Raw genomic sequence first — 24,253 nt, 5'->3', positions numbered from 1 at the left:
ACCAGTTGGTGGTCGCCGGGGTGGCCCGGCTTCCTGCCGCGGCTTGGGTTTCGACGGGCCATCCGGGACCAATTGCTCCCGGATGCCGGGTGGGTGGGGGTCAGCGGGTGGCCGGGACGAGCGTGGTCTTGTGGCTGTCGCGGTGCCGGGTCTGCGCCGGCTCGGCGAGGACCCCGAGGCTGTGGGGGTCACCGACGAGGCCGCAGGCGCTGCACACCACGGCGTAGGAGCGGCGGCCGACGCATCCGGAGGCGAGGTCGCGGGGCTTGCCGGAGGGGCTGACCGCGTGGTCGCACTCGGTGCTATCCGGGTGGAGCGGGGCGATCTTCACGCTGATGCGGGCCGAAGCGCGCGGGTTCCCGGAATCCTGAACGTTGGTAAGCCGGAACCTGCGTGCCAGTTGATGGCTGCGGCGGTGCCACGCGTGCGGGTTCCGGCTTGGCTGACGGGATCTGATGTTCCGAGCGTTCGCCGTGCCGCATCCAACTGGCTAGCCCGCAGGCCAGTGAGGGTTCGGCACGCCGTCATCGCTCATGTGCGCTCGCTGCCAGATCCCGTTCCAGCTGAACGGGATCTCAGGCACGAACCGGTGTCGCTGCCCGCACGGACATGGCGCCAGCACCCACGCGCACCGACGGCACAGTTCGAGCCAGCCGTGCCCGGTCGAGCTCAGCCCCCGCGGTCCTTCATCCCCACAGGCCGGGCAGCCGGGGGGCTCGGCGCCGTCCAGAATCGCGTTCTGTCTCCGGACGTACTCGGACAGTCGTAGTGACGGGTGACGAAACGGGTCTTGGTGCCAGGCGCGGTCCGGGCCGTCCCACCTGCTCCGTAGCCACCACGGTCGCGGGTTCGGTACAGCACGCCGCCCGGCCCGCTTCTCTGCCCGGCGTTGCGCGGTGTACTCCTCCGCTCGCGCAAGCCACAGCACCCGCGCCTCATGTAGTTCCTCCACCGCCCGCACCAGCGCGCCCGGGTCCGCCTCCAGACGCCGGGGAATCGCGGCGCTGAGCGTGAGGTGGTGGTACGTCGCCCGGAAGCCGTACGGCGCGAAGAGGGTGATGCAGGTCCGCAGCGCGCTGTGCCGGCGACGGAGGGGGAGTCGGGCATCGTGCACGTGCGCTCGGTGGGTCAGGAAGCTGGTCATTGTGTGGGCGCCAGGTCCAGTGCCCGTGCCAGGGCGGCAGTGACGGCGGCGGCGTGTGCCGGAAGGTGTTGTTCAGCCCAGGTTCCGGCAAGGCTGAGGAAGTCCTGCAAATCCTGCTGGGCGCCGGCGACGAGCGTGCGCACCTGGTCTACAGGCAGCTCGATCACCGGGCTGCCGTCCGTCCCGTGGGCGTCGAACGTCAGCCGGACGATGTCGCCGACGCGTTCGGCCATCGAGGACGGATCGTGGCCGAAGTAGGAGCAGCCGGTGGCGTCGAGTACCTCCAGCCAGTCCCGCCAGGTCTCCAGGCCGTTGCAGCAGCCCAGCTCGACGAAGACGGTGTTGGTGGCGTTGTCGGTCACCCGGAACCCGCCGGCGGCAAACAGATCAGGCATGGTGAGCAGCCCGTGCAGGTATGTGCCGAGCGGGTCGGTCGGGCATGGCCCGTGCTCCTCCTCCGGCTCGAAGTCGTTGCAGTCGGCGATTCGCATAACGGCCGTGCCGACCTCAGCCGGAGTCAGCTCCCCGTCCAGTACGAGGTAGCCGTACGATTCGTGCTCGCCAACCGGCCAGAGCGCGAAGTCGTCGACAGCAACGATCTCCAGAACGGGTTGCATCACGATCACACGGGGATAATGCCGGATCCGCTGCCACACCCGCCACGGGCTTTAGCTGCGGTATCGGGCTCAGGGTGGGCCCGCAGCTGACCAAGAGGTGGGGATTGGCCGAGGCCGGCCACCGGCGATGGCGGTAGGCGCTCCAGTCCGCGGCGAGCTGGTGGGTGAGCTCCTCCAGGTAGAGGGTGTGCGCAGCAGGCCCCGCCGCCCTTCCAGGGTGCCGCGGGACAGGTCGAGGCCAACTGGACTGCAGGGTCGGGATCTCGCTGCCGGGCAGGGCGTGGATGGCGGCCAAGGCGACGACGAGCCGGGCCGAGCGGTGTCCTGGCCTGGGTCGAGCAGGCCCATCAGTCGGTCGGAGGGGATGGACCTCGGGAGGCCGGTGAGGTCGCCGACGGGGAGGTAACGGGCCGGATTCTGGAAGATCACCCGCCGGCTCTTGAGCGCGCGGAACAAACTGCGCAGGACGGTGGCAGACTTCGGCTGGCCATACCGGACAACTCCGCCACGGCGTCGTCGACGTGGTCCTTCGTGACCTGGCGCAGCGAGCTCACTCCGACCGTCGCGGTCCAGTGGGTGAGGACCGGCTGGAGACGACGAGGTAGCGGCGGATGCCGTCGTACCCGCGCGGCTCTCCTTCGCGTCGCCTGGCCCTGCGCCTCACAGCCCTCGGCATCCGGGTCGGCCCGGCCCGCAACGCCTCGCTGATGGAGCTCGCCCGGGAACTGCCCGCCTACGTCTTCAGCCGGCTGCTCGGCTTCGCCCAGCAGACCGCCGACAACTGGACAGCGGAAACCGGCACCGCCAGCTCCTACGCCGCCAACCTCTCCCGGCGGGCTCCCACCGGCGGACGACCAGCCGGCACAACCAAGACCTGACCGGTTCCAGGCTGACGCCGGAGCCTGTGTCAGTCGGCGACGGCCGCAACGGTGCTCTCGGCCGGGGGCGCGGTTGCCGAGGCGCCGGCGTTCGACGCCGCAAGGCGGGGGCCATGCGTGTCTACGTCCCCCTGACCCTCCGGGTACTGAGCAGGGAGCGGGGGGTCTGCGGGGCACGGTGGGGTGCACACCCCCACGGTGGAAGAGAACGGCTGGACCTCCAGCCACTCCGTCGTCGAGGTCGTCACCGACGACATGCCCTTCCTCGTGGACTCCGTCACCAACGAGCTGTCCCGCCAGGGCCGCGGCATCCACGTCGTGATCCACCCGCAGGTCGTCGTCCGCCGTGACTTGATCAGCGCGATAGCTCCGATGACGTGATCAGCGCGATATTCCGGAGGGGTACCGAAGCCCCTTACTCACCGGACACATCCGGCGCGTCGCAGGGTTCGACCGCCCCTTGCCGAGTACACATCGTGGCAGGTCGGTGCCAAGCGGGATACCTCCAGCGCTACTACCTGCACACCGTTGGGGGGCCGACGCGTTTACCTCCAGCTATTACCTGCACGCCGCCCCGATCAGCCCCTTTGTAGCTCAGCAAGGTGGGGCAGCAACGCGCCGCGCTGGCCAAAGGGTCAAATTGGAGTCCCCGGATTGCACACAAGCTGACAGCGACGACCCCGGGGGCTGGCAGTAGCCTGAAATCGTCCTCAGGGCGATACGTCGCGGGGCAATACAGCCCGTTGACGTGTGCTTGGACAGGCTCCGTGCCTAGGTGACCCCGCTGCTCAGCGTGCTCCAAACCCCCTTTGACAGCATCCGAGTTGGCCGCTTACGCCCCGGTCATCTCTCATGACTGCATAGCGTCGATGGCGACCCACCCGCGTCGTCGCATTGTGCTCCTTCCCTCACCAACGTCACGCAACGACGCGCGACAGGAGCCAGAGGACATGCAGACCAAGCAGGACAAGGCCCGAAAAGAGGACGCCAACATGAGTGTCAGAGCAGGTAACCACACTGCGCCTCCAGCCCTGGAACTACGCTGCGGTGGACTCCACTTGACCATTCAGCGCGTGCCCACGTGGCTCGTCTCGCTGGTCACAACCGCCGGCGGAGTGGGGGCCGCGTGGTGGGCTCATCAATGAGCGGGGTGGACGGATTCGAACCCTCTCTACCGCTGCCTTCTGCACCGACGAGCCCCTCAACCTCCGAGGAGAGCTAGAGGTTGTTGCAGAAGGTCCGATTCGGGCAGGCCTGAGTGGTGTTTGACCTGCTGTTTCACCGTGCCAAAGCGAGGTTGTGCATGGTGGCGACGGCCTGGACGGCGTGGTGGAGGCCGTCTCCCTTCTGGCGGCAGTCGCGGAGGATCTTCCAGTTCTTCATGCGGGCGAAGGTGTGCTCGACGCGGGCGCGGACCCGGCGGGGCTCGGCGTTGTCCTCCTCCTGTCCACGCAGGAGGGGACGTCCGGCCCTTCTGCGGTGCGGGACGATCAGACCGGCGCGCAGGAAGGCGCCGTCCGCGATGACCGTCGTCCCGGCCGCCGCGGCCGGGAGGTCCGACTCCCGCCAGACGTGGGCGTCGGCCTTGTTGCCCGGCGCCGGGCGGGCGCCCGCGACGACCAGACGGATGCCGACATCGATGATGACCTACACGTTCGCCGAGAACCGGTAGTTGCGGAAGGAGGCACCTACGGCGCGGTCGCGGACGAGGATGCCGTCCACGATCCACAAGCGCTCGACGTCGGCAACGGGCCGCGGGGCCGGCTCCAGCGCCGGCAGCGGCCGCAGCCGACCTATGAAAGATCCGTGGCTTCTGTCATCCAGCGGGCCGCCAGCAGCGTGCAGGGCGCAGGGCGCAGGGCGCAGGGCGCAGCTAGTCTTACGATCATGGCCTTGCGACCCGATGAGTTCTACGACCACGCACGTGCGGCTGCGGATGATGAGTTTCGGCTTCCGTTGGCAAGAATGACCGGATGGGACATCAGCCCCTTCGAGGCGGATGGACTACGCGTGTCCGCGCTCCGCCCGCCCGTTGTGCCCGAGCCGCGGCGGCACGGCGAAGACCCGGCGGACTGCGATGAGTGCCGCTCCCGCGACGAAGGCATCTGGCTCAACGACCGCTGGCGACTGGCCCGGATACCGGGCGTCGGTGTGCCGCTGGTGCTGATGCTGTACCCACGCGACCACTACGACATGGCCGACCTGCCCGACGAACTGGCCGCCGAGCTGGGCGTGCTCACCGCTCACATCGTCCGCCATGTGCAGGCACTGGCCAACATCTGCCGAGCCCACGTCTACCGGATCGGGGACGGGTCCGCACACCTGCACGTGTGGTTCTTCGCCCGGCCGGAGGGACAGACCCAGCTGTACGGGTCGTGGCTGCCCGTCTGGGACGACCTGCTGCCCGAATACCCGGCAGACGTAGCCGACGCAGATGCAACCACCGTTGCCGAAACCCTCACCGCCTCGTACGGAGGCACCGCGCAGACACCGATGGGCCAATGAACCCCTGACCCCCTCACAAGTCGGCGAGTACCACGCCGGACCGCCCAGCCCGCCTGCCTCGCACAGCGCCCGGTGAGCGGCCCGGTGGTACTGCTGCTCGCACAGCGCATCTGGGCACCGGGCCTCACCCGCGCACGCCATATCGGCACGGGCTGCCCGAACCCTAGCCTCACTGCCTGAGGGAGCAGGGCGGGTTGCTTCCTTCACTCCATAGGGCGGGCCCCGGCGCGAAGCGCCTCCAAAGGGGCCCGGCGTGCAGCGCCTGCCCTCAGGGCAGGCGCTGCCCTGTCTGACTCGCACTCCGGCCAGGACGGTTCCCCGGGCTGCTCCTTTACGCTCCACCCGTAACGGGTACTTCCCGTACGAGCGGCAGGAAGGCTTCGCGCGCCTCAACCCGCCGATGATCTCCGCCGCTCTCCGGCGGGCGTCATGACACTGCGGCGGTCGCTGCCCCGGCCGCGCGCCGCGCGAGCGTGTCGGAGGTCCTGACGGTGACGTAGAGCGAGGCCGCGAGGGTGAGGACGAGGACGGCGCCCATGGCGAAGACGCTGCCGCTCGACACGGCCGGGGGGCTTCCCGCCTCGGAGCGGGCCGATCCGCCGAGGAAGGGGACGATGGCCAGGACGGCGATCCCGAGGGCCACCTCGGCCCAGACCACCTTCGGGAAGTGCCGCAGGGTCAGGTGCAGGAGCGAGGACGTGGCATCCTCGCGGCGGGCCCGGGCGATACGGGGCATCAGCCAGAACTGGTTGACGCCGCCGGCCGTGACCATGCCGAGGACCAGCAGGATCTTGACGAGCAGGAAGAGTCCGTAGGTCGTGGTCCAGAGCTGGCTGACGGAGCCGACGTGCTTCCAGCTCATCCACAGGCCGGAGGTGAACACCGCACCCACGCAGATCAGGGCGACGAAGGCGAAGCGGCGCCAGATGTCGGCCCACAGCGCGCCCGCGTCCTCGCTCAGGCGGCCGCGCGCACCGGCGAGGACGGCGAGCAGGACCAGACCTCCGACCCAGACCACGCCACTGACGATGTGGGACTGGACGAACACCAGGTCCAGCCACTTGTCCCCGTCCTTCGGCTTGGTGGCCGGAACCGCGCCGACGAGCGTCACCGCGAGCGTCAGGGGCAGGGCGGTCAACACGACAGCGTTCAGGTGTCGGCGCGCCCGGGGAAGGAACAGGGAGATCAGGACCGCGGACGCGAGGACCAGTACGACGTTCTGGACCAGGTAGATGGTGCCCTGCGCGATCCAGGCCCCCTTCGCCACCGGCGCCATCAAGAAGTCCCAGATCCGGCCCGGCGCGAGGGCGTCACCGAATGGCATGCCCTTACCTGCCCGCGCCAGGCGACCGGCGAGCTGGAAGTAGCCCGCGACCAACAGCACGACCCCCGCCCAGGCGAGGTAGCCGGCCGTTCTTCGTCTCATGACGTCGACGTCGCCGCGGTCGTTCTCCGGTACGCGCAGTGCGGGGCGGATGGAGGCCGCGTAGGTTACCGTCGCGCCGATGGCTCCGGACAGGCCGATGAAGTAGCCGGACTTGGTGAGGATGCGCCACAGCGGCGGCACGGCGTAGCCGGCCTCGGCGGCCAGAGGTATGGAATGCATAAGGGCAGGCTAACCTAAGCATCCCGCCGACTCCCGACAGCCCTGGACATGACGTTGAATCCGTTATCTCGGGCCTCCCGTTGGCTGCCAGGTCTCGATCTCACCAGGCGAGAGAGCTGCGGACGCCGGGGTGATGCCCCAGCCCACTCCTGGGAATCGGCCCGCAGCGATGGACAACCGGCACGCAGGGATGGCCAGGAGGGACGTGGCCGAACCACAGCGCCATTGGATAGTTCTGCGATGCCGTTGGCGAGCCCCGCGACTCGGGGGTCGTGTGCTTGATCGGGATGCTCCGCTCGCACCGGCCAAGTCGACATCGACCCTTGGGAGGGGACCGCGTCCGAACCATCCCCGCGGGCGCGGGGTCGACCACCGGGCGCAGTGCGGGGACCCCGTCAGGCAGATCTCGGCGAATTCGATCGCGGCTCCATTTGCCACGTCGGCCTCTACGCGGGCTCCGGCCAGGTCTCCACGCACCCCGAACTGGCCGCCAAGTCGAGGTCGCCCCGCTCGACTCCGCCATGCCCGCCGCCGATTACCACGGCGCGACCCGTGCGTAGGCGATCCCAAAGAGCCGGTGGCGCGGCGAGGTCACGGCTTTGGGCCTACGGAATCATCCCCACCGAACACTGTGCGAGCTCCCTGGGCGCGCCATAGTAGCGCGCGTTGCACAGAATCCCTGCACACCACGCACACTCGTGGACCTCGCGTGAGCCTAGATTGATGCGCGGCGGGTGGTTGTCCTGGAGGCGTAGAGGCTGTCCTGGCGCCTGGCTTGTGCAGGCCATGTCGGGCGCCTAACGAATATCACCACCATGATCAACTTACCTGTTGGCGGATGCGCTGTTAGTGAAGTAGGTAATTGATGAGCACAGGAAGAAGCTTGCCAATTGCCTTTTGCGAGAATGGGCGATGACGGAAGGTCGAATTTCGCTATCGACTTGACTCAAGATCGTTCAGCTTGTTGGCTTTGCATTTCATAGCTGCGGGGCAGTTTTTTACGCCTCCGTCATTCTATTCCCAAGGGGGAATCCATGAATTCCATTGCGTCACGCATAGCCGGTTCGAAGGTTGCCAAGGGTGTTGTCGTAGGTGCCCTGGCAGCTGCCGCCATCGGCCTGACGGCTCCGATAGCGAGCGCGTCCTACGAGTCAACCTGGCAGCAGGGATGCCGGGGATACTGGTACAGCACCTCCGGTCACGGCTACTGCTCCAGCGCGTCGAACTACCCGTCTTACACGTACATTACGCAGTATGACTGCAATGTCGAGCTCGATACGGAGCACTGGGACCACCTGCACAGCGGATACGTGGGAAAGTATGACACCCACGAGTGCACATTCAAGATCAACAAGACCCATGTGACTTACGCTGTCTAGTCAGCTAGTCAGCTAGTCAAGGAGGGCCCGCCTGAATGGCGGGCCCATCCTTTATTTCAGGGAATTCTGCCAATGACGACATACCCTGTCGCTCGATTGACGACCCTCACGCAGGGTTACAGCGGCCGAACCATCATCGAGAATCTCGACCTGTCCATCCTGCCCGGTGTCACGGGCTTGCTGGGCCCCAACGGCGCGGGCAAGACCACGCTCTTCCGTACCCTCGCGACCATCGCGCCGCCACAAAGCGGGCAGCTGGAGTTGTTCGGCAGCCCCGTCACCAACGAACGGCAAGCGCGGCATGTCCGCCGTCGCATCGGCTATCTCCCGCAGGACTTCGGCTACTACCCGGCCTTCTCCATAACGGACTTCGTCCGCTACTGCGCCTGGCTGCGTGAGGTCCCCTCCAAGAAGGCCGACTCTGCGACCAAGGAGGCACTGGCGGCTGTGGGCCTGGCCGACCGGGCCCGGGACCGCATGAAGTCGCTGTCCGGCGGCATGCTCCGCCGGGCCGGAATCGCCGCGGCCATCGTCGGCTCCCCCTCCCTGCTTCTGCTGGATGAGCCGACCGTCGGTCTCGACCCCGCGCAGCGTCTCGACTTCCGTGAGCTCATTCGTTCCCTCGCCCACGCAGGAACGGCCGTCCTCCTCAGCACGCACCTGGTTGAGGACGTCGGCGCCGCCTGCGACACCGTCCTCGTGCTGAGCGACGGCCAACTGCGCCACAGCGGCACACCTCAGCAGCTGGCAGAGTTGGCAACCCCCGCAGCCCCAGGCGACAGCCCCCTGGAACGCGGCTACATGACGGTACTCGGCAACCGCCGACCCAACGAGGGGGCCGCATGCTGAATGCCTACCGCATCGAGCTGCGCCGCTCGCCGCTGCTGACAGCTTTTCCCGTGATGATCGCCGTGGACTTGCTGGTGCTCTTCGGTCGGTCCCGGTACTGGATCGGGGTATGGCCCGAAGCCAGTGTGGCAGCCCAGGTCGTCACACTCTTCCTGGGGCCCGTCCTCGCCGGCGTCTCAGCCTGGCAGGCCGGACGCTCCTCCCGCGTGGGAATGCCCGAGACCGTGCTTGCGGCCGCCCGACCAATCTGGCGGATCGAGGCCGCACGTCTGGCCGCCACTCTCACCCTCGGGTTCCTCGCCTACGCGGTCGGATGCCTGACCGCCGCGTTCATCTCGTTCAGCGAGGCGGGCCCCGGATTCCTGTGGCCCTCCTACCTCCTGCTCGGCGCCTCGACCCTGATCATCTTCGCGTCCGTAGGCCATCTGGCCGGCCGATGGTGGCCCTCCGCCACCTTCACCCCCATCGTCTGCGCACTGGGCTGCTTCATCAGCATGCTGGCGCTCCCCTTCAAGTTCAATGTCCTCGCGGGGCCGCCGGACCAGCACCTACGCCCCTTCCAGTCACCGTGAGGCTGCTGTTTGCGCTCGCCCTCGCCACGCTGGCTGTGACAGCACCGCGACTGCGGAGCAGCGCCGAGCGCCAGATGCCGCGCCGGGCAACGTCCCTGCCCACCCGCACTGCCGCCATCGGGGCAACAGCAGCCTCCCTCATCGCACTGGTTTTTGCGATGCCAGCCAGCGGCGAACTGCGGGTCGAGCGCCCGGCGTCGGCGACAGCGCCCCTGTGCGACCGTGCCGAGGGGGCGCGCCACAGGTGTGCGTGTGGCCCGAGCACCGCAAGTACCTGCCCGAATTGACGGCCATGGCCCAGCGCTTGGGCCAGCCCGACCAATCCTGGTTGAAGTCACCCGAAGCGTTCTACGAGTTCGGGCTCCGGCGGACCAAGTGGGGCGACCGAGGATTCGACATCGCCGAGGGACACGTCCGTACCGCAGCGATCGCCATGGCCGACCAGGTGTTCACCCAGTCGCTGGGCCTCTGCCGCCCTCCGCAAGAGGAGAGCCGGGCCTGGCAGGCGATGGACAACATCCACCTATGGCTCGAGTACCGCTCCACCGGCCAAGACCCGGCTGTAGCCGACCAGGGACTCCACATGGAAGGTGTCTCCGCCGCCCAGCGCGAGGCGACCAAGGCTGCACGGATGCCCGCAGCCGAGCAGCAGGAATGGCTCGCTGAGGAACGCAGCCACATTATTCGAGACCCTTCCTGGTGCAAGCCTGATGACCGGTTCTGAATTGCTCCGTTACGCAAGAGTGCACCGGGGCATAGCAATCCTCGCAGCGACGGCCGCTATTGCCCTCCTCTCGGCCTTCTTTGGCGGCACCCCTATCGCGCTGCCTTCCATCGGCAGCGGAGGAGTCACCACCGGTGTGCCCTTCCGACACGAACTCCCGCTTCTGTCAGCCGTCTTCCTCACTGCGGCTCTCGACGGAGCCATGTCGGAACATGACGAAATGGGTGCATCCGCGATGCACCGGTTCCGCCTCAACTACTGCATTGGCCTGACACTGACAGCTTGCGTCTTGTCCTTCATCACTGAGGCACTCGCCGTCAGCACGGAAGCTGGGGTCGTCTTCATCCGATCCCTCCTGATCTGGCTCGGTCTCGCCCTGCTGTCGGTGAGGCTGCTCGGCCACCAACTTGGCTGGACCATTCCCCTGGCCTCGGCCTTCTTTTTGATCTGGTACCCCCACAATTGGTGGGACTGGACGTCAAACTCGGCGACCGACCGCTTCAGCTGGGCTGTAGCGGTGCTCGCTTTGTCCCTCGGCGTGACTGCAACCGCAGCCACCCCGTGGCGAAGAAAAACCTTCCTCCGAAGGTAAATCTGCGAGCAAAACCCCAGATTCCTAGGTAGGCGCACTTCGCATGCCGGGATATCCGTTCACGGATATCCCGGCTCCGGAATGTGGCCCAGCTTGTTTCGGCACTTCAAGCGTCGCGTGGTACTGCGCTGATGGCGGCTGTCGCCGGATCCGACGGCAGGACGTGGCACTTCCCGTCTGATTCGGCCGGGGGACCTACGCGGCATGAGCCTTTCGGATAGTCATGCCCTCATCCTGCCACGCCCGTGATCTTCGCGGTCAAAAGAGTCCCTGTAAGGATGCCCCGATCCGACGACAGCCGTAGCCATCACGCAAGCGCGGTCACAGCCGTTTTCAAGAATCCCCATCACCTGCTCCGCAGGCCGCCAACAGCGGTGGGCCGGCTGGTCGGACGGGCCCTCTTTACCGGGTGGAAGGCAGTAGGGGCCTGCGCTGGCAGTCGTACTCCGTCGAGTCCACGGGGCTCCCTGTCGAGACTAGAGCCTGTCTCTTGGAAGTGCGGTGCGCAGGTGCTGCATGCCGGATCGAAATCCTGTGGCAGCAGCGCTTGCCCCGCAGCGGCTGATCGAGCGGGTCGTGGGCCTCGACCAGGCGGCAGCGCTGCTGCCTGGCTTCGACCGGGCCTCCCCCGCCGGGATGACGACGATCGATCCGCTCCACGGCTGGATCCACGGCGGACGCGGCCGGGGCGGCGGGCGTGGCGTCGGGATTTGTGCGGGTTGTCGGGTGATGATGGCGCAGTGCAACTTGATCACGTGTCCTATGCGGTGGCCCGCGACAGCTTCGTCTCGACCGTCCAGTGGATCGGATCGGCCCTCGGCGCCGGGTTCGTCGACGGGGGCGTGCACCCGCGATTCGGCACCCGCAATTTTATTCTCCCGCTGAGCGGCGGCACCTACGTCGAGGTCGTCACCACACTCGACCACCCCGCCGCCGACCGCGCACCCTTCGGCCAGGCGGTCGCGCGCCGCGCCGCCGAGGGCGGCGGCTGGCTCGGTTGGGTGGTCTCCGTCGACGACATCGCTCCGGTCGAGGCCCGCCTCGGCCGCGCCTCGGCCGAGGGCCACCGTGTCCGCCCCGACGGGTTCGACCTGAGGTGGAAGCAGATCGGCCTGCTGGAACTGCTGGAGGACCCGCAATTGCCCTACTTCCTTCAGTGGCTGGTCCCCATCGAGGAGCGCCCGAGCGCCGACCCGCGCACCTCCACCACCATCCACGGGGTCTCCATCGCCGGCGACGCCGCCTCCATCGCCGAATTCCTCGGCGAACCGGCCGACCACCCCCTCGACCAGATCGACGTCACCTGGGTCGAGGATGAGGAACCGGGCCTGGTCTCGGTCGAGTTCGCCACCGCCCACGGCCCGGTCACGATCTGACCAGGGCCCGACTGCCCCGCGGGAGCAGCCGACTGGGGTCTCCTGGCCAGGACCGATCCGGTCCGTGGACGGCAGTGGGCTGATCACCGCCGAACGCTCGAGGCCATCGCGTGGAAGTACCGCACCAACTCGCCCTGGCGGGACCTGCCCGACGGGCTCGGCCCGTTCCAGACCGCCCACAAACGGCTGATCAGATGGGCCATCGACGGAACCTGGCAGAACATCCTGACCGCCGTGCTGGCGGCCGCGGACGCCGATGACGACATCGGCTGGACCGTCTCGGTCGACTCCACCGTCGTCCGCGCCCACCAGCATTCCGCCGGAGCACGCAATAGGGGGCCGAAAGCCGCAGCGAGCCCGCCGACCGTGCACGGCCCCTGGCCCTGACCGTCACCGCGGGCCAGGCCGGCGACGCACCCGCCTTCGAAGCGGTCATGGCCCGCATCCGCGTGCCACGAAGCGGGCCCGGCAGGCCCCGAACCCGGCCGTTGGCCGTGCTCGCGGACCGGCCTGCTCCACCTGTGCCATCCGGTCCCACCTGCGACGACGCGGGATCCGCGCGTTGGGCGTGGTCGATGTTCTGGCGCACCCGGTGGGTGATCCCGAGCGCCTCGTTCACGACCAAACCGCGTTCACGCGACCCCAGAGCAGCAGGACCGCCCCGCCGGGCGGGACTCAGCCAAACCTCCCCGCCCAACGTGGTCACGGAGTGGGTCCGAGGCCTGTCTGCAGCCGCCGGCGGTCGGGTCGGCCGACGGCGTCCCCGTCGGTCAGCGGGTGCGGAGACTGCTGGTGTACACGTCCGTACGGTTCTGGGGTGCGTCGGAGTTGGTTTCGGTGAGCACCGCCCGCACCCCTTGCCGTCTGCGACCAGGCCTTGGTAGTCGCCGAGGAAGTAGCCCCCGGCGAACGGCGCCTGCAGCCAGTCGAAGACCCGTGAGATCCGTCGTTCGGTCCGGAGCTCCGGGTTTCCGTGCGGCAGGGTGGCCAGCTGGTAGGCGGTGGGCAGGGTGGTGGTGTCGCCCGGCTTGAGGAAGCGCAGGTCGTAGTAGGTGAGTGCGACCGTGCCCCGCTCGTCGACCGCGATCGACGGGGAGAAGGCCGGCACGTCCTCAGGGCTGATCAGCTCGGGGGTCCCCCAGGTACGTCCGCCGTCGGTGGAGCGCACGAGCTGGACGGAGTCGAACCTGCCGCCGGAGAAGTCCGAGCCCTCGTAGGCCATGTACAGCGTGCCTGACTTGGGGTCGACGGCCGGGCTGGGCAGGGTGGACGCGGCGCGCAGCAGTTTGGTGGGGTCGTTCGGGTCGACCTCCGGTACGGAGGTGTCGCGGGCCACGGTGGCCGGGGCGCTCCAGGTTTCTCCGGCGTCGGTGGAGGTGACCACCTCGTAGTGGGCTTCGGTGACGGTGCTCAGGTCGTCGGAGTAGGTGATCCGGTCGTAGAAGTCGTACAGGGTGCCGGTGCGCCGGTCGACGACGATCACATGGCCGATGGTCTGGGTGTTGGGCACGGCGCCGGTGTCGACGAACCGCCGGGCCTCGCTCCAGGTGCGGCCGGCGTCGCGGGTGAGGGAGATGTAGCCGGGACCGTCGAGGGAGCTGGGGCCGGGCGGGTCGTTGTCGAGGCGGTTCCAGACCTGGTAGGCGGTGCCTTCGCGGATCGGGTCGGCGGTGAGCGAGGGCTTGTCGTTGAAGAACGGCTGCTCGTCGACGTGCGTGGTGGTGAGGTTCTGCCAAGTGCGGCCGCCGTCGCGGGAGGTGGCGGCCAGGAGGGCGCTGCGCGTGCTCTTGGTGAAGTCGACGCCTTCCCCGCTCGCATAGACGGTGCCGTCCGGTCCGGTGCTCACCCAGGGGTCGGAGGCCCGTTCGTAGTCCGCGCCGCCGGGGGCGCACAGGCTGAACGGCAGCGGGCTCCGGTGGAAGGTGTGGCCGTCGGTGGTCCAGGAGGCCACCAGGCCGCGGGCGGCGCCGTCGTTCCAGCGGTCCTGCTGGTACACGGTGACCACGCGTTTCGGGTCGCGCGGATCGACGGACAGGTACGGCTCGACCTCGGTGCCGGGGTAGACGATGCTCTCGGGGGAGATCGCTCCGATGGTGCAGTCCGCGTACGGGTCGCCGTGGGACACCTTGACCAGTGGTGTGCCGTCGGGGTTCCGGTCTGCTGCGGCGGGAGTCACGCCGGTGACCGTGACGAGCAGGAGCGCGGCGGTGGTGACGGCGGTCAGGGGCAGGCAGACGCGCATGCGGGATCTCCTCCGGGCCTGTCGGCCGGGGTACGGGACCGCCGTCATCGGGGCGGCCTGGGGCGCGGAGGCTTACCGGAACGCGAGGGTGGGGCGACTCCACTTGGTCCTTTTCGGCGTTGCAGCCGGTGCCCTTGATGGGCCGAACGACGGAGTCATCCCCGGGGCCGTCGAGGAGCACGGCGGAGCCGACCGGCGGGTGCACCGTGCCGGTCGGCTCCTTGGTCGTGCTTTTACGGGGCCGTCTCGTAGGTCCCTGGAGAGGGCCGTGGGCCGCGTGCCGGTTGGCGATGCCGGCGGGGTCGGCCTTGGCTCAGACGGGTTGGTGGAGCGGGATGACCTGCTGGACCTCTTCCACGGTGGGAATGAGTCAGGGCATCGGCAATGGGCCACGTCAGTGCGCACAGCGGCGCGATCATCGCCCGCGCCAGAAGGAAGACTCCATCACCGTCGGCACATCCAGGCTCGAGGCCGGCGGGACTGCTCGTTCTTCTGCGCCTGTTCAAGACCTGCCGAGTGTCAACGATGCTCGTGATCAATACAGCTGGGAAATCCGAAATCAATACAGCCAGGAAATGCGAAACGACCTCGTCGGTCAATGTATGACGACATGGCGAGGCCGTTCAGGACGGCGGCGAGCACGGTGTTCAGGACGGCGCGGACCGTCTCGAAGCGGTGACGGCCTTGGCTTCGAGACGGTCGGCGTCCACCATCGCGAGTGCCGCGGTGTCGAGACGGGCGCGGGCGATCCACCCAACGGTGGACCGGGGGCGGTCACCCCATACGCACCGCGCCCGGTGCACCGGCCGGACTGGTTGCCCAGCCGTGCGCCGACGGGTCAGGTGATCGCCGGCCTGGTCCCGTCAGGCAGCGCGCAGGCGTCGCTGGCGTAGGGGCGTGAAACGATCTGTCCGCCGGCGGCCGTGCACTCGTCTCTGGAGATGTTCGGAGACGAGGCGGCCCCGGCGCTGACAGCGCCGACGGCGCTCGCGCCGGCAAGGGTTGCCGCGGCCAGGGCGAGGCCCAGGATTCTTCGCATGCGCATGACTTCCTCCTCCTCTCAGGCGCCTTCGTTCGGCCTGCGGGAAGGACAAGTCTCAAGACGACGGCGCCCTCTTACTCAGCATGGGCGCTCCGCATGAGGCCCGCGAGGCGAGGCTGGGCGCCGCGCCCGGGCGTGACTGCCCGGCCCCGGAGAGGTATGACGTCACCGACCTCGACCGGCCGCATCGGTACGCCGCGTGCGCGCCGATAGAAGCGGGGCGACGTCGATAGAAGCGGGGCGACGTCGATGTCCTTGGCGTCGAGACTGCCCACCGGAGCCGCGTTGTTTCCGGGCAGGCCGGGGATTGAGGAGGAGACGGGCCGTACCTGCCTCCGACCGGTGGCGGCGGGCGGCTGCCGCGCGCGGTCCTCTAACGCGGTTCGTGGGCCGCCGCCCGGCAGGCACCGGTCGCGGCGCCGCCCGCCACTCCGGCCCCGGTCAGCCCGGTCACACAACTCTGCAGGTCTCCGGCCACGCCACGGCTGCAGGCCGCTGTGACGGAGTCGGAATCGGTGGCACCGGCCAGTTCGGCCATCTGTGTGCAGGCGGGGATGTCCGCCCGGACCGCGGGAGCGGCGACCGCACCGCCGAGGGTGAGGGTCAGGCCGGCGAGGGCACCGGCGATACGGGTCGACGTGCGCATGGGACGCACCTGCCTTCCGGGTTGGTCGCGCGGTCCTGGTCCCGGCGGGCCGGATCCACGCGGTAAGGCCGCCTGGCGACTCTCGGTGAGTGGTGCCCCCGGCCGACGGGCTCACAGACTGACCGCACGATTCTGCGTCGCATCCATTGAGCCGCACCGGGACATGGTCGCCAGGCCGAAGGAGAGGGCCGCGGACCGGATGGGACGCACTCGGACCTCCACTCGCGGGCCCTCACTCCAGCGTCGCATCCTCTCCCCCGCCCGTCCTGGGCACCCGGGGGGGCGGCCGCGCTGAGTAACTGCGATTGCGCGAAGCGCGGTAGCCGGCCCGTCAGGCCGACCAGGTGGATCGGACGGCCCAGCGTCCCGCCCGGCCTGTCCCCTGCACACCGCCGGGCGCGGCTCGGCCGGGGAGGCGGCCGGCCTTCGCTTCCCCCGAGGTGCTGGGCCGCCACTGCGGTGGCACTTCACGGTGAGCGCCGATGGGAGGCCAAGGTGTCGCCGGGGAGAGCGAAGCCCGGAAGGGCCGCGAGGGCGGCGCGGCCTATGCATGTCTCCGGCATGTCGCCACACCGGACCGGGACGCTGTGGGCGCGGGCGTGTCGCGGGTACGGCGGCCCCCGAGGCAGGCGTCGACGGCAGCGCCCCTCCCCAGCGTCCCAAGATTCGGACCATTTCCGGACCAGCCCCGGCTCTTGGCATTGGGCCGGTTGCGAACGCTGCCGCCTCCGGAACAACGAAGAGACCACCCATCCGGCCGGGTGGTCTCTTCGTCCAGGGCCTGTCCGACGGGTCGCGTCACCGCACCCGCACCCGACAGCACTGTCACGCGAATGGCTCAACATGACGTGCCACCCACATGGGTGAGAAACTAACTAGTGCCCCAACTGAGGCAATCCGTGAAAGGGGAACCAAATGCGCATTCGACGAATCCTCGCCGCCGTCATCGCCACGGCAGCCCTCGCCGGATTCGGCCTCACAGGCGCCGCCACCGCCGCCACCGCACAGGGTGCCCCATCCGTCGTCACCCCTTCCGAGTGCAAGCAGGGCGGCGGAACGCCCGCGGTCAATGAGGCGGGCAACTACTGCAAGGGCGGTATGTACGACGGGGAGCAAGTCGACTAAACCCCACAAGGCGCCCCGCAGCCACGCGCCGCGGGGCGCTCCCGCGCGAGCGTAGCCGGGAGAGTCGCAGGGACTGTGCCGACCCGTCGGGCACGCTAGGTCCGAGTCGGCCCGGAAGCACGCGGGGGGCGGGAGCTCCTGAACGCCGTCGCACGCGAGCGCAGCGAGCTGCCAGGGTTTGCGCGGCTGTAGGCCGCACCTTCTGTTACTGAGGCAAGAAGCCGGGGGTTCCTTGCCCAAGCTCGCGGAGGCGAGCGAGGTAGTCCTGAGCGGCAGGCTCGGCCGCGTATCGGTTCCTCATCTCGGCTGCCAACTCGCGGCTCGTCATGATGAGCGCGAAGGGACGGACTGGCGCTCGCCTTCGAGGGCGCGCTCGCCCATGACGAGCGCCTGTTCCGAGTCGCCCTCCCGCGCGGCAGTCACTTCCAGCGTTACCCGCGCCTCGGCGTTGCGCATGGGTGGTGAGCGCTCCGTGCCGTCGAAGTCCGTGCCCGCCCGAAGGACTTCTTCCGTGAGCGCCCGGGCTAGCTCGTCCTCGCCGACCAGGCGGTAGCAGTCCATGGCGTAGAAGTCGAACTTCGCCGGGTACACCCGGGTACACCACGAAGTGATTGTCGAGGTTCTCCGGGTGCGGCGTCCCTTCGAGCAGGTTGCGCCCACGATCGAGCGCCACCTCGACGCGTCGGCGGTCCCAAGTCGGGCCCACGCCTTCGCTTCCTGCCCGGCGAGCTGTACAACCACGCCCTGGTGTGGGGCCACGCCAGTCCCCACCTGAGTCGCCGCGACACTCGACCGCCACCCTGCTCCTTAAGCAAGGCGTCGATCTCGTCGTCATCAAGGAACTACTCGGCCACGCCCACATCGGCGTCACCGCCGGCGTCTAAGAACTCCTAACGAAATGATCTTCGAGGTGGTTGGATCACTCCAGGAGCGCTGATCCGGGGGTGTGGGGTGGCTCGGCCGAAACCGTGGGAAGTCGATGACGAGTTCTGGGCGGTGATCGAGCCGCTGCTGCCCAAGGTGGAGCGTCGGCCTCGGCATCCGGGTCGCAAGCGGCATCCGGACCGGCTGGTATTCCAAGGCATCCTGTTCGTGCTGCACACGGGGATCGCCTGGGAACACCTGCCGCAGGAACTCGGCTTCGGCTCGGGCATGACGTGCTGGCGCCGCCTGGCCGAGTGGACCGAGGCCGGCGTGTGGCCCCGGCTCCACGAGGAACTCTTGGCCAAGCTGCGCGGCGCGAACGCCCTGGACTTCTCCCTGGCTGCGGTCGACGGCTCCCACATCCGAGCGTTAAAGGGGGTCCAAGACCGGACGAAGCCCAGTTGACCGGGGCAGAACGGGTAGCAAGCACCACCTGATCACCGATGCCACCGGCATCCCGCTTGCCGTCACCCTGACCGGCGGCAACCGCAACGACGTCACCCAGCTGATCCCACTCCTCCAGGCCGTGCCACCCGTGCGGGGCAAGCGCGGCAGGCCCCGGCGCCGCCCCGACGTCGTGCTCGGCGATCGTGGCTACGACCACGACAAGTACCGCCGCCTGGTCTGGGGCCTCGGAGTAAAACCACGGATCGCCCGCCGCGGCACCGAACACGGCTCCGGACTCGGCACCCAACGCTGGGTTGTTGAACGTGCCTTCGCCCACCTGCACTGGTTCCGCCGCCTGCGGATCCGCTGGGAGATCCGGGACGACATCCACGAAGCCTTCCTCAGCCTCGCCTGCAGTCTCATCTGCTGGCGCAGGTTGAAGGCACTGCTGCTGTCCTAGCTCTCGGTGTCCGGGGCACCCCGAAAACCACGGTCCTCGATGACCGCGAAGGCTTGCTCAGCACTGGCAGTCCACACATCGATCCGAGCATGGGACGACCTGATGGCGTTGATCAGCTCCTCCACCACGTCAAACTTCCGCTGGTGGACGTTCAGCCTTAGATCCTGCATCGACACCTCGCTGTACGGCATGCTCAGTTGCCACCAGAACCGCATGAGGTAACGACACTCCTGTGGATCACGGTCATCTGCCAGGCGATCATGAATGACCGCCCGGACTCGCCGTCTCTGTTCGTCGTCACGAAAGCCGTTGCTGAGGTCAGTCAGGGTCACGCCCGGACACTAGCAACCACGTGCACCACCCATCACAGGGGCCGTGAAGACGCCGAGCGAGTCATTCTGTTAGGACCTCTAAGAGGGCATCTGATCAACATTCATATGGTTGTGAACGGGATGTCCGTTTCGATTCGCCAGGTTGGTGACGATTCTCCGGTGAGCTCACGGCTCATTTTGTTAGCCATGGCCCAGTGGATCATCGTGCGGGATCTCTGAGGTAGGGCTTCGTAGTCACGTGCCAGGCGGCGGTGCTGCATCAGCCAGCCGAAGGTCCGCTCGATCACCCACCGCTTGGGCAGCGGCCGGAAGCCCTTCACGCGCGGTCGCTGCACTACCTGAACATCGATCCCGAGGCCGGCGCCGTGCTGGATCACGCTGGTCTGGTAGCCGCCGTCGGCCCACACCCTGGTCACGCTCGGATGGGCCGCTGCCAACTCGGTCAGAGCCTGCTTGCCGCCGACGGAGTCGTGGACCGAGGCGGCGGTGACGAGGACTGTCAGGACCAGTCCGAGGGTGTCGGTGATCAGGTGACGTTTGCGTCCTTTGATCTTCTTGCCGGCATCGATGCCCTGACTGGCTTCGGAGACATTGCTCGAGGTCTTCACGCTCTGCGCGTCCACCACGGCTGCGGACGGCTCGGCGCTTCGAGCGTTCGCCCGGCGGGTCCGGTCACGCAAGAGGTCATGGACCAGCTCGGTTGTTCCGTCCGCCTCCCACTTGGCGAAGTAGTCGTAGACGGTCTTGAACGGCGGGAAGTCGTGGGGCAGGTACTCCCACGGAATACCGGTGCGGTTGACGTACAGGATCGCGTTCACGATCTCTCGCAGGTCGTGCACCCGCGCTGCGGTACCGGGCCCTGATCTTGCGGCCCGCCAGGCGACGAACACCGGCTCGATCAAGGCCCAGCGGGCATCCGAGACGTCACTGCGATACGCACGCCGAGCACTCATACCCCAGGCAACGACCACCGGCGCGTGCAGTCACAAGAACATCCCAAAACACCAACTACCTAGATCAGATGCCCTCTAAGCCCACGTACGCCTCCGCCTCCAGCGGCAGGCCATCGACACCCTCGGCAACGCACTCTGCCTGGCAGTCATTGAGGCTGGAAGATTCAGCACGGATAAATCCCTGCTCGCCGAGTCCTGGGCCCGTTCCCCCTGTCGCAGCTCCCGGCGCCAAGTGGTCGTACAGCAACTACGGTTACAACCTGCTCGGCCGTGTCGTGAAGCTGGCCGGCGGCCAGGATCTGAGCACCGCGGTCCAGCAGCGCATCACCCGGCCGCTCGGACTCCACCGCACCCTGCTCCCGACCTCTGGCAACGGCCTCACCACACCCTTCACCCACGGGTACGGACTGGGTGATGTGTGCCCCACCTAGGCACCCACCGCTGCCGATGACGCGACGGCCATCCCGGCGTCGTGCCTATGGGCGCACGGAGCCATGGTCTCGGCGCTCTCCGACATGCGGCTCTGGTCCCGCGCCCTGGCGACCGATGCGCTGCTCAAGCCCGCGGTCTGGGCCGAACCGACCAAGAACCCGATCCCCTTCGTCTTCACAAGGAACTACAACGGGCCCGGCAAGTGGCGGTACGGACTGGGCTTCGTCGAGTCCGGCGGGTTCATCGGCGGAGAAGGCAGCTTCGCCGGCTACGAATCCACCACCATGTACTCGCCCACGCTTCGCACGGCGATCGAGGTGGTCTCCACCAAGAACCCCAACGCCATCACGCCTCCCCCGGCGTTTCAGGCCCTCGCCACGGCGGTCTACGGCACCGGTCTCGGCTTCGGTCTCACGCCCGAACAGGCGCTCGCGCCGACGTTCATCGGAGCGGCCGGAGTGCCGGACGCACGGCTGAAGCAGTAGGCACCGCCCGGTGCGAGGGGGCACCGGTGACCGGCGCCGGTGATCCCTTCGGTGGTGTCGCGGCGGCGGAGCCTGAACCACCCGCGGAACCCGAGCCGGTAGGGCTTCCGCTGCCGCATCCCCTTCACGAACCGACAGCATCGTGGTCAATCGGTCAACACCAAACCTTGGGTACAAGATGTCCCCGCCTTCAACGCCCGGCCCTGACAGTCAGTCAGGGCCGGGCCTCCCGGGGAAGGAGGCGCGCCCGCACCTGGACGCCGGCGTCGTGCAAGGCTCAGTGCAGACGGCGTACGAAGAGCTCCGCTGCCTCCTTCCGACGAACAGGCGGAGGGCCGTACCGCCGCGAGGCGGCTAGGGCCTTCTCAAAGTCCGGCTCATTTGATCTTGTGGCAAGATCGCGGGATGCTACGACTAACCGATTTCATTGTCGATTGCCCGGATACGATGAAGCTGGCAGCCTTCTACTCTGAGGTGACGGGGCTCCCGGTCAAGGAGGGCAGTAACGAGAACTGGGCCGGTATCCAATTCGGCGAGATCGAACTGGCCTTCATCCAGGTGGAGGACTACCGCGCCCCGCAGTGGCCCGACAGCGAGCACCCCAAGCAGTTCCACCTCGACTTCGAAGTCGACGACATCGAGGCCGAACAGCGCCGCGTCCTGGCCCTCGGCGCGACCCTGCAGCGGGACTGCATCGGCCCCGACGGCTACGGCTTCCGCGTCTACGCCGACCCCATTGGCCACCCCTTCTGCCTCTGCCGCAACAAGGGTGTCATCTGGACCGATCAGGGCCCCATCTGGGCCAAGCGCGACCAGTAGGCCGCGTTTCGAAGTGAGCTGAGCGGCGGCGTGTTGATCGGGAAGGAATGAGGTCTCCGGTAAGGGTTCATCGACCAAGAAGAACCAGACATCGGAGACCTCGTGGCCTCCCTAGCGGTGACGCGGCGGTTCGATTGACCGACGCACAGTGGGCGATCCTGGAGCCGTAGTTACCTGCTCCCAGGCGGCCGGGTCGGCCCTCGAAGTGGACCAAGCGGCAGCTCATCGACGGCATCCGATGGCGGGTGCGGGTCGGCGCGCCGTGGCGGGACGTGCCCGCGTGCTACGGCTCCTGGCAGGCGCCACCATAATGCGCGCGCATCAGCACGCCGCCGGCGCCCGTCGGCAGCCGGATGCCCAGCGCGAGCCGCCCGGCGGGAGCACACCGGATCCGGGCGATCACGCGATGGGCCGCTCCCGCGGCGGGCTGTCGACCAAACTGCACCCGGCCTGCGAGCACGGGCAAAGGCCCTTGTCGCTGGTCCTGAGCGCCGGGCAGGCCGGGGATGTCCCGCGCCTCGAGGCGGTGATGGCCGGTATCCGCATCGCCCGGCCGGAGGTCGGCCGGCCGGCCGCCTTCGACCCGATCGACTGCCGCGGCCGGCATGCCGTGGAGTGCGGCATCAACCGCCTCAAACGCCACCGGGCGGCAGCCACCCGGTTCGACAAGCTCGCCGTCCGCTACCTGGCCACCGTCCACATCACCGCCATCAACCTCCGGGGTGGGTGCCCCGTCTGAGGTGCGGGACCCGGCGATCTCCGGCTGCGCCGTGTGGATGCGAGTGACCGGAAGCGTTGCCGCAGGCAGGAAGCGGGCGGAGCCCGAGGACCCCGGCTGCGTGCCCGCCGGGACGGTGTGTCAGATCATGGCGAGCCGGTCCACCAACAGCTCCACCCTCGGCTCAGCGTCCTCGGGCATCAGGCGGCCCGCTCGGGTCAGGGTCGCCAGGCCGTGCAGAGCCGCCCAGAACACCTCGGTGAACATACCCGGGTGGACGCCGTCGCCGGCGACCTCGGCGAGGCACTCGAGCAGGGCGGCGAAGGCGTCCTTCAGCGGCTCGGGGGTGTCCTCCTGCGCGTACGCCAGGCCGCCGTCGAGCTGGAACAAGGCGTCGTAGACCGCCGGGTTGTGCTCGGCGAAGTCGAGGTAGGCGCGAGCGAGGGCGGCGACCCGCTCGCGCGGGCTGTTCGCTCTGGATGCCGCGGCACGCACCGCCGCGGCCATCTCGGCGGCGCCTTCCAGGGCGACGGCGCCGATGATCTCGCGCTTGCCGCGGAAGTGGCTGTAGAGGACGGGCTGGCTGTATTCGATGCGCTCGGCGAGCCGGCGGGTGGTGACTGCGTCCCAGCCCTGCTGCTCGGCGAGTTCGCGGGCCGTCGCCACGATGAGGCGCTCGCGCTCCGCCCGTTCGCGCTCCTTGCGTTCTTGTACCGACATGATTCGATCCTAGCACCGCTAGACATCCGAGCGTTAGTAGTACTAGCGTTGCCTCATCATCTAGCAACGCTAGTTCACGGAGGGATCGTCATGCTCGACGCACTCGAGGTCGTCACCACCGTCGTCGTCGGCCTGATGGTGGGGGTGGAGTTCTCCGTCGCCTTCATCATGAACCGGATCCTGGACGCGCTTCCCGAGGACAGCGGCCAGCTCGGCCACGCTCACGGCGGCCGGATGCTCGGCGCCCTGATGCCGTTCTGGTACATAGGCTCGCTCGTCCTCAGCGCGATCTGGGCCGTCGCCGGATGGCACCACCACGGCGCCGGACTCGTCGTCACCGCCGCCGGACTGCTGATCCTCAGCGTGGTCATGTCGATCCTGCTGCTCGTCCCGATCAACAACCGAAACAAGACCTGGACCCCCGAGAACCGGCCCGCCGACTGGAAGCAGCAGTTGCACCGCTGGGAACGCTTCCACTACGTCCGCGTCGCCGTCATCATCGCCGCCTTCACCCTGCTGGTCGCCGCCCTCGCCTGATACCACCGCTGCCCCGACATGCACTGGTGCGCCCCCTGCATATCGACGGCTTTTGCCCTGTCGGGTGGGCCGGAGAGGGCATCGGATTTCCGACCCCGCGGGCCGGGGCCGCGCCGGTGGCCAGTCCCCACTCCTCGGGGGCGGCTGGCCACCGAAATCCCGACATTCGGGAATGCAGCTGCCGCTCAG

The 24,253-nt window shown here is 68.2% G+C and carries 24 protein-coding genes and 6 pseudogenes; 19 read left to right on the top strand and 11 right to left on the bottom strand.

Going from position 1 to position 24,253, the window contains the following annotated elements:
• Positions 1-100 precede the first annotated feature (100 nt).
• Positions 101-331, bottom strand: a complete 231-nt coding sequence (locus tag JIW86_RS38575) for a hypothetical protein (protein ID WP_257558967.1) — start codon at positions 329-331, stop codon at positions 101-103.
• A gap of 809 nt (positions 332-1,140) precedes the next feature.
• The gene (locus tag JIW86_RS38570; protein ID WP_322975591.1) at positions 1,141-1,800 is read right to left on the bottom strand and encodes a hypothetical protein; all 660 of its coding nucleotides are present in this window, start codon (positions 1,798-1,800) and stop codon (positions 1,141-1,143) included.
• Between the two features lie 572 nt (positions 1,801-2,372).
• Here JIW86_RS38570 and JIW86_RS38565 point away from each other — a divergent pair.
• Positions 2,373-2,639, top strand: coding sequence for a hypothetical protein (locus JIW86_RS38565; RefSeq protein WP_257558966.1), 267 nt, complete (start codon positions 2,373-2,375; stop codon positions 2,637-2,639).
• 183 nt (positions 2,640-2,822) lie between these two features.
• Positions 2,823-2,993 (top strand): annotated as a pseudogene (locus JIW86_RS38560) (hypothetical protein); the annotation flags it as partial.
• A gap of 924 nt (positions 2,994-3,917) precedes the next feature.
• Here the strand turns inward: JIW86_RS38560 and JIW86_RS38555 are convergent.
• A pseudogene (locus tag JIW86_RS38555) lies at positions 3,918-4,436 on the bottom strand (transposase family protein); the annotation flags it as partial.
• A 168-nt stretch (positions 4,437-4,604) separates the two neighbouring features.
• Here JIW86_RS38555 and JIW86_RS38550 point away from each other — a divergent pair.
• The gene (locus JIW86_RS38550; protein ID WP_257558964.1) at positions 4,605-5,144 is read left to right on the top strand and encodes an HIT family protein; all 540 of its coding nucleotides are present in this window, start codon (positions 4,605-4,607) and stop codon (positions 5,142-5,144) included.
• 427 nt (positions 5,145-5,571) lie between these two features.
• Here the strand turns inward: JIW86_RS38550 and JIW86_RS38545 are convergent, their stop codons facing one another.
• Complete coding sequence (locus tag JIW86_RS38545) at positions 5,572-6,750, bottom strand: copper resistance D family protein (RefSeq protein ID WP_257558963.1); 1,179 nt, start codon at positions 6,748-6,750, stop codon at positions 5,572-5,574.
• 1,034 nt (positions 6,751-7,784) lie between these two features.
• Between JIW86_RS38545 and JIW86_RS38540 the strand changes: the two genes are divergently transcribed.
• From JIW86_RS38540 to JIW86_RS38505, 8 genes and pseudogenes are all read left to right on the top strand, one after another.
• A complete protein-coding gene (locus tag JIW86_RS38540; RefSeq protein ID WP_215149845.1) occupies positions 7,785-8,129 on the top strand; it encodes a hypothetical protein in 345 nt (114 codons plus the stop codon).
• A 72-nt stretch (positions 8,130-8,201) separates the two neighbouring features.
• Positions 8,202-8,978 carry an ATP-binding cassette domain-containing protein gene (locus tag JIW86_RS38535; protein WP_257558962.1) on the top strand — a complete coding sequence of 259 codons (777 nt, stop codon included), beginning with the start codon at positions 8,202-8,204 and terminating at the stop codon, positions 8,976-8,978.
• Complete coding sequence (locus JIW86_RS38530) at positions 8,972-9,550, top strand: hypothetical protein (protein ID WP_257558961.1); 579 nt, start codon at positions 8,972-8,974, stop codon at positions 9,548-9,550. Before JIW86_RS38535 ends, JIW86_RS38530 begins: the two co-directional genes overlap by 7 nt.
• Before the next feature lie 250 nt (positions 9,551-9,800).
• Entirely contained in the window at positions 9,801-10,274 is a 474-nt protein-coding gene (locus JIW86_RS38525) for a hypothetical protein (RefSeq protein WP_257558960.1), read from the top strand.
• Positions 10,261-10,866, top strand: a complete 606-nt coding sequence (locus JIW86_RS38520) for a hypothetical protein (protein WP_257558959.1) — start codon at positions 10,261-10,263, stop codon at positions 10,864-10,866. Before JIW86_RS38525 ends, JIW86_RS38520 begins: the two co-directional genes overlap by 14 nt.
• Positions 10,867-11,606: 740 nt before the next feature.
• Complete coding sequence (locus JIW86_RS38515; RefSeq protein ID WP_257558958.1) at positions 11,607-12,242, top strand: VOC family protein; 636 nt, start codon at positions 11,607-11,609, stop codon at positions 12,240-12,242.
• Between the two features lie 42 nt (positions 12,243-12,284).
• Positions 12,285-12,807, top strand: a pseudogene (locus JIW86_RS38510) (transposase); the annotation flags it as partial.
• Positions 12,808-13,294: 487 nt separating this feature from the next.
• Entirely contained in the window at positions 13,295-13,459 is a 165-nt protein-coding gene (locus tag JIW86_RS38505; RefSeq protein ID WP_257558957.1) for a hypothetical protein, read from the top strand.
• Between the two features lie 1,863 nt (positions 13,460-15,322).
• On the opposite strand, the gene JIW86_RS38500 is transcribed toward JIW86_RS38505, so the two are convergent.
• The 3 genes and pseudogenes from JIW86_RS38500 to JIW86_RS38490 all read right to left on the bottom strand — a co-directional run.
• The gene (locus JIW86_RS38500) at positions 15,323-15,529 is read right to left on the bottom strand and encodes a hypothetical protein (protein ID WP_257558956.1); all 207 of its coding nucleotides are present in this window, start codon (positions 15,527-15,529) and stop codon (positions 15,323-15,325) included.
• A gap of 370 nt (positions 15,530-15,899) precedes the next feature.
• Positions 15,900-16,172 (bottom strand): hypothetical protein, encoded by a 273-nt coding sequence (locus JIW86_RS38495; RefSeq protein WP_257558954.1) that lies wholly within the window; start codon positions 16,170-16,172, stop codon positions 15,900-15,902.
• 479 nt (positions 16,173-16,651) lie between these two features.
• Positions 16,652-16,771, bottom strand: a pseudogene (locus JIW86_RS38490) (o-succinylbenzoate synthase); the annotation flags it as partial.
• A 316-nt stretch (positions 16,772-17,087) separates the two neighbouring features.
• On the opposite strand from JIW86_RS38490, the gene JIW86_RS38485 reads away from it, so the two are divergent.
• Positions 17,088-17,297, top strand: coding sequence for a hypothetical protein (locus JIW86_RS38485; RefSeq protein WP_257558953.1), 210 nt, complete (start codon positions 17,088-17,090; stop codon positions 17,295-17,297).
• A 324-nt stretch (positions 17,298-17,621) separates the two neighbouring features.
• Here the strand turns inward: JIW86_RS38485 and JIW86_RS38480 are convergent, their stop codons facing one another.
• Positions 17,622-17,888: a hypothetical protein gene (locus JIW86_RS38480; RefSeq protein ID WP_257558952.1), complete on the bottom strand. Its 267-nt coding sequence runs from the start codon at positions 17,886-17,888 to the stop codon at positions 17,622-17,624.
• 191 nt (positions 17,889-18,079) lie between these two features.
• Between JIW86_RS38480 and JIW86_RS38475 the strand changes: the two are divergent.
• Both JIW86_RS38475 and JIW86_RS38470 read left to right on the top strand, forming a co-directional pair.
• A pseudogene (locus tag JIW86_RS38475) lies at positions 18,080-18,178 on the top strand (tyrosine-type recombinase/integrase); the annotation flags it as partial.
• A gap of 70 nt (positions 18,179-18,248) precedes the next feature.
• Positions 18,249-19,068, top strand: a protein-coding gene (locus JIW86_RS38470; protein ID WP_416237647.1) for an IS5 family transposase whose coding sequence is annotated in 2 segments (ribosomal slippage) — positions 18,249-18,598 and positions 18,597-19,068 — 822 coding nt in all. Because the reading frame shifts where the segments join, the coding sequence is not laid out codon by codon here.
• Here the strand turns inward: JIW86_RS38470 and JIW86_RS38465 are convergent.
• Complete coding sequence (locus JIW86_RS38465; protein WP_257552073.1) at positions 19,065-19,400, bottom strand: hypothetical protein; 336 nt, start codon at positions 19,398-19,400, stop codon at positions 19,065-19,067. The two genes, JIW86_RS38470 and JIW86_RS38465, sit on opposite strands and share 4 nt — an antisense overlap.
• Before the next feature lie 101 nt (positions 19,401-19,501).
• Positions 19,502-20,353, bottom strand: coding sequence for an IS5 family transposase (locus tag JIW86_RS38460; protein WP_257552237.1), 852 nt, complete (start codon positions 20,351-20,353; stop codon positions 19,502-19,504).
• A gap of 68 nt (positions 20,354-20,421) precedes the next feature.
• On the opposite strand from JIW86_RS38460, the gene JIW86_RS38455 reads away from it, so the two are divergent.
• From JIW86_RS38455 to JIW86_RS38440, 4 genes and pseudogenes are all read left to right on the top strand, one after another.
• Positions 20,422-20,784 (top strand): serine hydrolase, encoded by a 363-nt coding sequence (locus JIW86_RS38455; RefSeq protein ID WP_257558950.1) that lies wholly within the window; start codon positions 20,422-20,424, stop codon positions 20,782-20,784.
• A gap of 63 nt (positions 20,785-20,847) precedes the next feature.
• Positions 20,848-21,270, top strand: coding sequence for a hypothetical protein (locus tag JIW86_RS38450; RefSeq protein WP_257558948.1), 423 nt, complete (start codon positions 20,848-20,850; stop codon positions 21,268-21,270).
• A gap of 405 nt (positions 21,271-21,675) precedes the next feature.
• Positions 21,676-22,089 carry a VOC family protein gene (locus JIW86_RS38445; RefSeq protein ID WP_257558947.1) on the top strand — a complete coding sequence of 138 codons (414 nt, stop codon included), beginning with the start codon at positions 21,676-21,678 and terminating at the stop codon, positions 22,087-22,089.
• A gap of 47 nt (positions 22,090-22,136) precedes the next feature.
• A pseudogene (locus JIW86_RS38440) lies at positions 22,137-22,828 on the top strand (transposase).
• A 120-nt stretch (positions 22,829-22,948) separates the two neighbouring features.
• On the opposite strand, the gene JIW86_RS38435 reads toward JIW86_RS38440, so the two are convergent.
• Positions 22,949-23,527, bottom strand: a complete 579-nt coding sequence (locus tag JIW86_RS38435) for a TetR/AcrR family transcriptional regulator (protein WP_257558946.1) — start codon at positions 23,525-23,527, stop codon at positions 22,949-22,951.
• 90 nt (positions 23,528-23,617) lie between these two features.
• Here JIW86_RS38435 and JIW86_RS38430 point away from each other — a divergent pair, with 90 nt between their 5' ends.
• On the top strand, positions 23,618-24,064 hold the full coding sequence (locus JIW86_RS38430; protein ID WP_257558944.1) for a DUF1772 domain-containing protein: 447 nt from the start codon (positions 23,618-23,620) through the stop codon (positions 24,062-24,064).
• Positions 24,065-24,253: the final 189 nt, after the last annotated feature.

The sequence above is a fragment of the Streptomyces sp. NBC_00162 genome (genome assembly GCF_024611995.1).
Taxonomy (GTDB): Bacteria; Actinomycetota; Actinomycetes; order Streptomycetales; family Streptomycetaceae; genus Streptomyces.
The sequence above is the reverse complement of the archived record's forward strand: the minus strand, read 5'-3'. Positions and strand labels throughout refer to the sequence as shown.

Coding starts and splice junctions, on each gene's coding strand:
- JIW86_RS38455 (WP_257558950.1), top strand. CDS start 20,422: ATGCCCTCTAAGCCCACGTACGCCTCCGCCTCCAGCGGCAGGCCATCG.
- JIW86_RS38430 (WP_257558944.1), top strand. CDS start 23,618: ATGCTCGACGCACTCGAGGTCGTCACCACCGTCGTCGTCGGCCTGATG.
- JIW86_RS38485 (WP_257558953.1), top strand. CDS start 17,088: ATGCGCATTCGACGAATCCTCGCCGCCGTCATCGCCACGGCAGCCCTC.
- JIW86_RS38540 (WP_215149845.1), top strand. CDS start 7,785: ATGAATTCCATTGCGTCACGCATAGCCGGTTCGAAGGTTGCCAAGGGT.
- JIW86_RS38435 (WP_257558946.1), bottom strand. CDS start 23,527: ATGTCGGTACAAGAACGCAAGGAGCGCGAACGGGCGGAGCGCGAGCGC.
- JIW86_RS38445 (WP_257558947.1), top strand. CDS start 21,676: ATGCTACGACTAACCGATTTCATTGTCGATTGCCCGGATACGATGAAG.
- JIW86_RS38520 (WP_257558959.1), top strand. CDS start 10,261: ATGACCGGTTCTGAATTGCTCCGTTACGCAAGAGTGCACCGGGGCATA.
- JIW86_RS38530 (WP_257558961.1), top strand. CDS start 8,972: ATGCTGAATGCCTACCGCATCGAGCTGCGCCGCTCGCCGCTGCTGACA.
- JIW86_RS38495 (WP_257558954.1), bottom strand. CDS start 16,172: ATGCGCACGTCGACCCGTATCGCCGGTGCCCTCGCCGGCCTGACCCTC.
- JIW86_RS38565 (WP_257558966.1), top strand. CDS start 2,373: ATGCCGTCGTACCCGCGCGGCTCTCCTTCGCGTCGCCTGGCCCTGCGC.
- JIW86_RS38500 (WP_257558956.1), bottom strand. CDS start 15,529: ATGCGCATGCGAAGAATCCTGGGCCTCGCCCTGGCCGCGGCAACCCTT.
- JIW86_RS38450 (WP_257558948.1), top strand. CDS start 20,848: ATGGTCTCGGCGCTCTCCGACATGCGGCTCTGGTCCCGCGCCCTGGCG.
- JIW86_RS38550 (WP_257558964.1), top strand. CDS start 4,605: ATGACCGGATGGGACATCAGCCCCTTCGAGGCGGATGGACTACGCGTG.
- JIW86_RS38535 (WP_257558962.1), top strand. CDS start 8,202: ATGACGACATACCCTGTCGCTCGATTGACGACCCTCACGCAGGGTTAC.
- JIW86_RS38545 (WP_257558963.1), bottom strand. CDS start 6,750: ATGCATTCCATACCTCTGGCCGCCGAGGCCGGCTACGCCGTGCCGCCG.
- JIW86_RS38460 (WP_257552237.1), bottom strand. CDS start 20,353: ATGAGTGCTCGGCGTGCGTATCGCAGTGACGTCTCGGATGCCCGCTGG.